This window comes from Tessaracoccus lubricantis (assembly GCF_039544535.1).
Classification (GTDB): domain Bacteria; phylum Actinomycetota; class Actinomycetes; order Propionibacteriales; family Propionibacteriaceae; genus Arachnia; species Arachnia lubricantis.
This window is the reverse complement of record NZ_BAABLV010000063.1, coordinates 1-8288: the sequence shown is the minus strand read 5'-3', so window position 1 is coordinate 8288 and position 8288 is coordinate 1. Positions and strand designations below refer to the sequence as shown.

11 protein-coding genes are annotated in these 8288 nt (G+C 63.7%); 1 reads left to right on the top strand and 10 read right to left on the bottom strand.

Features of this window, described 5'->3' with window-relative positions:
* On the bottom strand, positions 1 to 558 hold a 558-nt coding region (locus ABEA30_RS15590), incomplete at its 3' end, for a hypothetical protein (RefSeq protein WP_345584490.1).
* A 164-nt stretch (positions 559 to 722) separates the two neighbouring features.
* On the opposite strand from ABEA30_RS15590, the gene ABEA30_RS15585 reads away from it, so the two are divergent.
* Positions 723 to 977: a hypothetical protein gene (locus tag ABEA30_RS15585; RefSeq protein WP_345584488.1), complete on the top strand. Its 255-nt coding sequence runs from the start codon at positions 723 to 725 to the stop codon at positions 975 to 977.
* A gap of 133 nt (positions 978 to 1110) precedes the next feature.
* Here ABEA30_RS15585 and ABEA30_RS15580 read toward each other — a convergent pair whose 3' ends face one another.
* The 9 genes from ABEA30_RS15580 to ABEA30_RS15540 form a co-directional block, all read right to left on the bottom strand.
* Positions 1111 to 1647 carry a hypothetical protein gene (locus tag ABEA30_RS15580; protein ID WP_345584486.1) on the bottom strand — a complete coding sequence of 179 codons (537 nt, stop codon included), beginning with the start codon at positions 1645 to 1647 and terminating at the stop codon, positions 1111 to 1113.
* Complete coding sequence (locus ABEA30_RS15575) at positions 1629 to 1853, bottom strand: hypothetical protein (protein WP_345584484.1); 225 nt, start codon at positions 1851 to 1853, stop codon at positions 1629 to 1631. Before ABEA30_RS15575 ends, ABEA30_RS15580 begins: the two co-directional genes overlap by 19 nt.
* Positions 1854 to 2106: 253 nt before the next feature.
* Positions 2107 to 3273 carry a DNA polymerase III subunit beta gene (locus ABEA30_RS15570; protein WP_345584482.1) on the bottom strand — a complete coding sequence of 389 codons (1167 nt, stop codon included), beginning with the start codon at positions 3271 to 3273 and terminating at the stop codon, positions 2107 to 2109.
* A gap of 323 nt (positions 3274 to 3596) precedes the next feature.
* Complete coding sequence (locus ABEA30_RS15565; protein WP_345584480.1) at positions 3597 to 3797, bottom strand: hypothetical protein; 201 nt, start codon at positions 3795 to 3797, stop codon at positions 3597 to 3599.
* Positions 3798 to 3806: 9 nt separating this feature from the next.
* Positions 3807 to 3974 carry a hypothetical protein gene (locus ABEA30_RS15560; protein WP_345584478.1) on the bottom strand — a complete coding sequence of 56 codons (168 nt, stop codon included), beginning with the start codon at positions 3972 to 3974 and terminating at the stop codon, positions 3807 to 3809.
* Between the two features lie 83 nt (positions 3975 to 4057).
* Positions 4058 to 4948 carry a DNA-processing protein DprA gene (gene dprA, locus ABEA30_RS15555; RefSeq protein WP_345584476.1) on the bottom strand — a complete coding sequence of 297 codons (891 nt, stop codon included), beginning with the start codon at positions 4946 to 4948 and terminating at the stop codon, positions 4058 to 4060.
* Between the two features lie 130 nt (positions 4949 to 5078).
* On the bottom strand, positions 5079 to 5432 hold the full coding sequence (locus ABEA30_RS15550) for a hypothetical protein (RefSeq protein ID WP_345584474.1): 354 nt from the start codon (positions 5430 to 5432) through the stop codon (positions 5079 to 5081).
* A 17-nt stretch (positions 5433 to 5449) separates the two neighbouring features.
* Positions 5450 to 5773: a hypothetical protein gene (locus ABEA30_RS15545; RefSeq protein WP_345584472.1), complete on the bottom strand. Its 324-nt coding sequence runs from the start codon at positions 5771 to 5773 to the stop codon at positions 5450 to 5452.
* A complete protein-coding gene (locus ABEA30_RS15540; RefSeq protein WP_345584470.1) occupies positions 5770 to 7839 on the bottom strand; it encodes an FtsK/SpoIIIE domain-containing protein in 2070 nt (689 codons plus the stop codon). The genes ABEA30_RS15545 and ABEA30_RS15540 overlap by 4 nt, the downstream gene beginning before the upstream one ends.
* Positions 7840 to 8288 lie beyond the last annotated feature (449 nt).

Below are 8288 nucleotides of genomic sequence, written 5' to 3'. Positions count from 1 at the left end.
AGCTACCGCCACGGCGATCGATCCGGAGGGGGAAACGGTCATAGCGGCGGGACCGTAAGCACCGGGTTGGTTGAAGCCGGCCATCTGATGGCTCCCATCCAGAGGGTCCGTGATCAGGAGGCGAATCTTCCTCGCCAGTGCCTTCGAGATGCCTTCAGCGCGTACTGCTGGCGCGTTTGTCCCATAGATGCGGCGGAGTTCGTCGTCCTCCGCAAAGTAGGCAGCGCGGTGGTAGTCCGCGGCCTTCGCCATAGCTCGGCTGCACTCAAGGTCGAGGGGAATGGCCGGATCTCCGACGGGGTCCTCGGACAACTCATAGGGGGTGAACGCTCGCGGATCGTTGGCCACCGTGGGGGCAAAACGAGCGAACCGTCGAGCGTCTTCCCTATTGATGGGTTGGATCTGGTGGTCAGAACTCTGAATCACACCCCGCTGGTATCGGCGAATCTCTTCCAGAGACGCCGCACACACAGCGCGCACGCATGCTTCGTTTTCTTGCCGGTGAGGGTCGGGATTGATGCCTTCGCTGTACGGATCGGGTTGGTTGGTTCTGGACATGTCAGCGGCCTCCTATTGTGGTACGGGCCGAGCGGAACCTCGTCATCGAGGTGCCACTTCACCAGAAGTGGCTGCGGCCGCCTAACTAGTAGTTCCAACTGTAGTGTGTATGCTGTATTCGTGTCAAGTTGGGAAACAGGTCCTGACGAACGAAAGGAATCACCGTGAGCAAGAGTCGTGTTCTTACTGTCAGGTTCTCAGAACGGGAGTACGAGGCGCTGTGCGGCCTCAGCGTGATCGAAGATGAGCCCATTAGCGCACTCATCCGAATCGCCACCGGGGAGTACCTCCGCAGGATCACGTCAGACACCGAAGCCTACGAGCGCAAAGTGAGCGAAGCTGCACAGCGAGCCGAGACCGCCCATCGAGAACTACTCGAGAGCATCGGTGTCGAACACACAGGATCCATACGACTCTGACCACCCAGATCGATCTCCGGATCGGTGGGTGCCATGCGAGGCGCCGTTACCTACACACCCATACCGTTCAAACGGCTGCCAGATTGCACGCTCTAGGGGACCCGGTTAGGGGTTGTGGGGGTGGGATAACTGGTCACGGGTTTGGTTGCTCGTTGTCGAGGTGGTCCCAGATGGCCTTGTAGTCGGCGTAGCCGGGGCCGACCGCTAGCCCGATCCCTCCGACGGCGAGGAACAGCAGGAGTGCGGTGAGCTGGGGCTCGAAGGCGGTGGCGAGTGTTCTTTCGCCGAAAGCTTTCGATGAGTCGAGGGCTGCGAACACGACCATGACCGTGAAGCCGGCGCTCAGGATCTGGGCGCGGTAGTCGTGGGTGCGTCCGTTGAATCTGTGCTGTTGCATGAACTCGTCGTAGCGGTGGCACAGGTCGTTGTCGTCGGCCCACTCGTTGGCCGCGGCGTTGAGGTCGGCCTTGAACCGTTCGTAGGCGTGGTGCTGGGCCATGAGCAGTTCGACGGTGCGCAGTGATTCCCGCTCCCGATTCGGCAGCGTCACGACCGCAGCGGCCTCTCTGACGTAGCGGCACTGCACGACACCGCCGATCAAAACAAAGGCCTCCAGAACGGTCTTGTTGACGACGTGGGGCTGTAGCCAGATCATCTCCTGGCCGTGCATCTGCACGACGGTTCCCGGCTCCGGGAAAGCACGGCGTTCGATGCGTCTTCGATCGACACCGGGCCGATCACGGTGTGCAGTTGACCGTTGTCGAACGCGGTCACTTCCAGCAGGCTGGCGTGATGGAGAATGTGGCGACCCACCAGCCGCAACCCCAGTTCTTCAACCGGGGTGCTCTGATTCGCAATAGCGGTAGCAATAGACATGAGCCCTCTTCCTTTCAAAGGGTGGGGGAAGGGCCGGCTGGCCCTCCCCCGTTTGGGGGCTGGTCAAACCCCTTATCGGATACTCCGATTCTACCCGCCAAAACCGCCAAAAGGCCCTGTCAAACGGCATTTACCCCTCTGCCTCGACCCGGTTAGGGGTCGAGGCAGAGGGAGCCCGGTTAGGGGTTTGGGGTGGTGGCGGCCCCCTGGGGTGGGGGCCGCCGGTGGTTTGCCCTGTGGGAGGAAGGGCCGGCTACTGGGGTAGACGCATGAGCATGAGGACGTGCTCGAAGGTGTCGTCGCCGGTGAGCTTGATGGGTTTGCCGGGGGCGGTGAACTCGAGGGTGACGGTCTCGCCGGTGAGGTGGGCGATTGCGTCGACGAGGTAGGTGGGGTTCGCGCCGCCGGTCCAGGTTCCGTCGACGTGGGTGTCGGCGGTGATCGAGGGGGCAGCGGTGCGGGCATCGTCGCGGGTGCCGGGGGCGATGGTGAGTGTGTCGGGGGCGACGATGATGCGGGCGGCGGTGTTGCGGTCGGCCAGGACGGCGGTGAGTGCCTTGGCGCGGTCGGCGGCGGTGCGGAACTCTGCCCGGTCGACGGTGGCGGTGTCGGCGTTGTCCATGTCGAAGAGGTGGGTGATGCGGGGGAAGGATCCGTTGTGGGCGTGGATCTTCACGGTCAGTGAGCCGCTGTGCAGGGTGATCCACTCGGCTTCCTCACCATCGGTGCCGAGGGTGATCTGGTCACCGTCGCAGAACGGCAGCAACTTGGCGATGAGGGTGCCGGGGAGCAGCACACTCTGGTCGGAGGTGCCGTTGCAGGCGACCGAGCCCCGCGACATCCGGTAGCGGTCGGTGGCGGTGAGGGTGAGCGAGTCGGCGGTCAGGTCGGTGTTGACCATGGTGAACGTGCGCAGGAACTCGTCGGTGCAGGCGGCGGCGACCACTCGGGTGAACATGGCGGCGAACTCGTCGCGGTCGACGACATGGGTGCCGGGGGTGGTGGCAGGCATGTCGGGCAGCTGGGCGTCGGGGGCCACGGTGACCGGCAGCTCGTAGCCGGCCACGCCGAGGGTGAGGCTCTCGCCGGTCATGTCGATGTTGATGTCGAGCTGGTCGAGCTGACGCTTCGAGGTGCCCTTCACCGCGGCGGGCAACAGCTTGGACAGTTCGGCCCACGAAACCATGACGCGCTGCTCGTCACCGGTGATGGAGCCGGCCACCGTGACCGACACGGAAGATTCGGTGTCGGCCGAGGTGAGGGTGAGCGTCTGATCGGCGGCCGCGACCTCGATGTTTGGGAATGCGGGGCGGGTGCCGCCAGCGAGCAGGCCGACAGCCTTCACCGCGGCGACCAGGTCACGGTAGCTGGTGCTGATGCTGGCACCGACGGCAGCGGGAGCGGTAGTGGAAACAGACATGAGATAGACCCCTTCCGGTCACAGATGGGAGCTGGTGAAACTCCCTGAATGGATGCCTCCATCATACCGTCGCCGGCCCCCCAGCAACACCTGTTCCCCACCCTCACGACCCGGTTAAGGGTCGTGAGGGTGGGGGTGTTGTCTGGCGGAGATACGGGCCCCGCACTGGTGTGTGCGGGGCCCGTGGTGTGGGTTGACGGTGCGGTGCCGGTGATGGATCGTCGACGTGACGGCGACGGCCGATGGGAGGGCCTGGTGGTGTTCGTATCGGCTGGGGAGGTTCACAGAGAGTGGATCTCTGGCGCCCGGATCTCCAAGGTCGATCAGGCCCGGTAGCAGGGCTGTTCTCGTTTGGAGTCGTTGACCAGCGCCAGGGCCCCGTCGACGCTGTGGCCTTCCTTCCATAGCTGGTAGACCCAGTCGAGGCTGTAGCCGTCGTAGCTCTGGTCACCGTCGAGGTCGTGGCCGATGGTGTTTTCCAGATCGGTGATCCAGTCGATCCAGTCGGTGGGGGGATGAATCATCGTGGCCTTCTAACGGTTGGTGGTGTGGAGATAGGCATCGAGATCCCGGCGAGCGGCATCCCATGCTTGTTGGGCTTGGTCGTAGTGGCGCTTCGCTGCGGTGGCTGCTTCCCTGGCGGCTTCAACGCGCTGGCGCAGCTCCCATGCCCGATCGACGATGGTGATGAGGTGAGCCATGGTGTCCTCCTGTGATCGTTGTCTCTGCTGTAGAGAGAGCGATCACAGGAGGGCGAATGTGACAGGCTCGGGGTGGCTTGTCCTTACGAGATCAAGATCTCGTCGCGGATCTCGTCGGCCGAGGTGACCAGAGTGGCTGATCCGTCACGGATCATGCTGTTGGGGGCGGTCGACAGCGAGTTGGTGATCTGCCCCGGCACTGCCATGACTGGGCGCCCGAGCGCCGTAGCCCATGCAGCGGTGTTGACTGCGGAGGAGCGATAGGCAGCCTCACACACCACGGTGCCGAGTGTGAGGGCGGCGATGATCCGGTTGCGGGCGAGGAACGAGAAGCGGGTGGGTCGGAATCCGGGCGGGAACTCAGAAACCAGCGTGCCTCGTTCCTCGATTCGACGAGACAGCTCCGTGTTCGCCGCCGGGTGGGGAGCATCGAGGCCGCTGGCCACCACCGCTACCGTCGTCCCCTTCACCCCTAGCGCCCCACGGTGCGCGGCCGCGTCGATTCCGTATGCCATGCCCGCCACGACGGTGCAGCCAGCGATCGCGAGATCAGCCGACAGGGTCAGGGCCGTGTGCTCGCCGTAGCTGGTGCAGGCTCGTGAACCGACCACCGCCACAGCGTCGGAACCGGTATCGGTCAGGTTGCGCCCCATCACCCACAGCCCCGCAGGAACGCCGCCGATGTCGCCCACGGTGACATCGGAGAGCTGGGCGAGGCTGTCGGGCCACTCCTCATCGCCAGGGATCACGAACCGGGCACCAACCTCATCGGCTGCCGCCATCCACTTTTCGACATCCTCTGCCGAGGGCACCTGCCTCGTGCTCGCACTCTGCTGGTGCTCCCACACCGCCACAGCACCATCTCGCGTCACACGATCCAGCAACGCAGGATCCTGCCACGACTGCATCGCGCACACCGCCATCCGAGCCATGCGCTCGCGAACGTCGGCCTTGCTTTGGGTCTGAACAGACATCAATTTCACTCTCCTTAGAGCGGGTGGGCCGTGGTGAGCAGCCCTTGATTGGATGACTCCAACCTAGCACCATTTCGACTGTTTCCCACTGTCACGACCCGGTTAGGGGTGGTGACAGTGGAACAACTGCTTAGGCTGCGGTGGTCTTGGGCCGGGGGTTGTTGATGGTGGTGTTGGGGTCGTACTCCTGGCCTCGGATCCAGGAGCTGCCGGCTGCCAGCCCGGTGTAGCGGTCGATGGTGGCCCACTGGGCGCATTCGTTGATCACGGGGCAGTCGATGCAGAACTTGAGTGCCTGGTGGGCGGCGTCGGCGGCCGTCGAACTGTTGGGGGCGGTGGCGTGGCTGATCTCGGCCTGGTTCCATCCCGTGCCGGGAACGGCGCAGTTGCCGGCCGAGACCAAGACCAGGGCCAGCTCTGCGGCTTCCCGGTGCCGCCAGATCCGGTTCAGCTTGTGTGTGCGCCAGACTCGTCTGTTCTCCACTGATCGGCGTCGTGGACTCATTTGTTGCGTGTCCCTTCCTCGGAGTTCATCTTGGATTTCGACAGCCACACCGCCCAGATCAGGGCCAGCAGGATCGCTGCGGCGATCGGGATGATGCGCATGAGATCGAGGCCGGCGCCTGCTGTTCCTGGGATCACGAGCAGCGGGTTGTCTGCAGGCGCGACCAGCACGTTGCGTTGGGTGAGCCAGGAGGCGACCTCTGGGACTTGCGCCGCGACAACTCCAATCCCAGCGGCGAGGAGCGCTGGGCCGAACAGCAGCCCGATGAGGATCATGGTTGTGGTGTCGTCGTCGAGCTGCTGGCCTTTGCTGGTGTTCATAGCGCTCCTTCTTCGATCAGGGCTCGACGGCTGGTGACCCGCTCGCCCAGGGTGATGCCGGTTGCTCCGGTGTTGTCTTCGTCGTCACGCCAACACAGCAGCACCAGCGATGGGTCCAGGGGGTCTTCTTCCGTCTCCTCATCGACGGTGACCCAGTAGCCCGGTTCCAGCTCGACCAGGTCCCCGATGGACAGCCCCAGCGGATCGGCGTCGACGTTGAGGCCATAGCCGTCGTCAGCGCCGTGGGTCGTGTTCAGGACATCGTCGAGGTCGTCGATGTCCACGGTGTCGCTGGCCGGCCTCGCAGTGGTGGAGGGAATCCCGAACATGGCCATCGGGGATGCCATCTCTCTGGCCCGCTGCGCATCGACGGCGGTGTTGGTGACCGGATCGAGATCTGGGCGTGCTTCTGCCGGCACCCAATCAGCTGAGCACCACGCGGTGTAGTCAGAGCCGGCCTTGTCGATGTCATCGTCGCTCGGAGGGACGATGATGAGACGGCCGTGCCGGCGCATCATTTCGTCAGGCATCAGCCCTTCGAGGATGTCGAGCTGGCTTTGATCACCGCGGCGATTCGCCTTCCGTGGATCTGGGACGAAGTAGGTCTGGGTCTCAACGGGCCGGTTGTTCTCGTCGATCGTGGTGGCTCGCCCACGGCGCCCCCGCGGGACCGTGGTTCCGATGTTGGGATCCTGGTACATCATCATGGCGCCCTGGGGGGAGAGCCGGCCCATCGAGATACGGCAGCGGAAGTTGTCTCGCATATCGCCACCGAAGTATTCGGCGTCAGGACGCTGCGTAGCGAACAGTAAATGCACCCGCGATGAGCGGCCCTTGCGGGCGATCGAGGCGACTTTCTGCAGCACCGGCGCCTTGGTCGGCATTCCTTTGGCTTTGACGGTGGTGTACCAGTCGGTCAGGTTGGCCCGGAAATCTGACCACTCATCAATGAACAGCATCAGCGGCTCGAAGTCGTCTTCGCTCGCACGGCCTGCCACGATCAGCTGGTAGCGGTGTTCCATGACTTCATGGGCTCGGCTGATCACTGCCACCTGGGTTTCGACGGTGGACGCGACGGTTTGAACGTTGGGCCAGGTCCGCCAGCCCAGGAACTCGATCGCCTTGCCGTCGACCACCCAGATCGGCCATCCCCATTGGGCGACGGAGGCCAGGATGTTGTGTTCCAAGACGGTCTTGCCTGTTCCTGGTGCTCCGACAACCATCAGGTTTGGGTCCACGGCGGGACGCCAGCTCAGCTTGTTGCCGTCCTCGTCGACGCCGAAGTCGATGCTGACCTTGTCGTAGCTGGCCAGCACGTCACGTTTCGTATCAACCTGGGCACGAGGCAACTCGACGACCTCCGGGAACGGCGGTCGCAGCTCGAAGAGAACCTTGTCGTGCTCTAGATCCCACTTGCAGCGCCACCGGCCCTGATGCACATGCCCGAACGTCCTCTCGACCTTTGCTCGGTACCCACCGCTAGAGGCCACCTTCGTGGTGGGAATGTGGCGCACCTCGAAGGATGCGACATCCCCATCCGCCCCGCTCTTGAACGATGTGACGCGAGCCCCTGACCCAAGAAGATCCCCAATGGTTCGTGACACCCGCTGCTCGACGGGATTCTCTTTCGTCACGTCTCGGGTTGTGAGGACTACCCGCCGGCCACGCCGGTCATGCTTGGTGATCGTCGCTGACACATCGAGACGACGCTGGGTTGCATCGACGACGGCCGCTTTCCAGTTCGGATCCCCGTCCTTTGCGACTGCGTCGTAGCGAATGATGACGCGGGTGGGAGTACCTGGCCATCCCTTCCATCCTCTGGTGACCACCGTCGACCGGCCACCGATCAGCGGGGCAAGGCCCTCCTCGAGAGAGAGGTGGAGCTCTTGACGTTGCTGGCCCCGGTGGCCCAGGACACCGACCGCGCCAGCAACTACAACGCCACCGCCGCCGATCCAGCCGGCCCACTCCCCCATCCCTAACAACGGGGCAGCAGCGGCGATCCCGATCCCACCCAGTCCCCACGTCGCAGCCTGGGGGACGTAACTCGCGGAACGTACAGACATCGCAGATTTCTCCTCTCGCACCAAGGAAGGCCCGACAGAAGAAGGGAATGTGACACTCGACTCTCAGAAAGGTCCAGATCCCGCAGTATCGCTCCCTATACAGCGCGCCATATAGGGGAAACACCGCTAGGATCCCCGACACATAGGGCCCTATACGTCCCGCCATACGACCCCCATATGGCGGGACGTATAGGGGCAGGGCTACTTGCCCACGAACGCTTCGTTGACCTCACCCGGAGAATGGCATGAAGCTGTGACCCTTCAGGGGTCATTCGGATTCATGCCGTCTCCAGGTTTGGTACTGGCTGGCAAGGCCGGAACTGTCGGATCCCATCTGAGATGTCGGAGTCCCACTTAACTGGCGGACGCGTGTCGGTGGGTGAGTCCCTTAACGTGGTGGCATTCCTGGGGCCTTGATCGGCGAGTCCACGGACGAGCGATGGGCCATC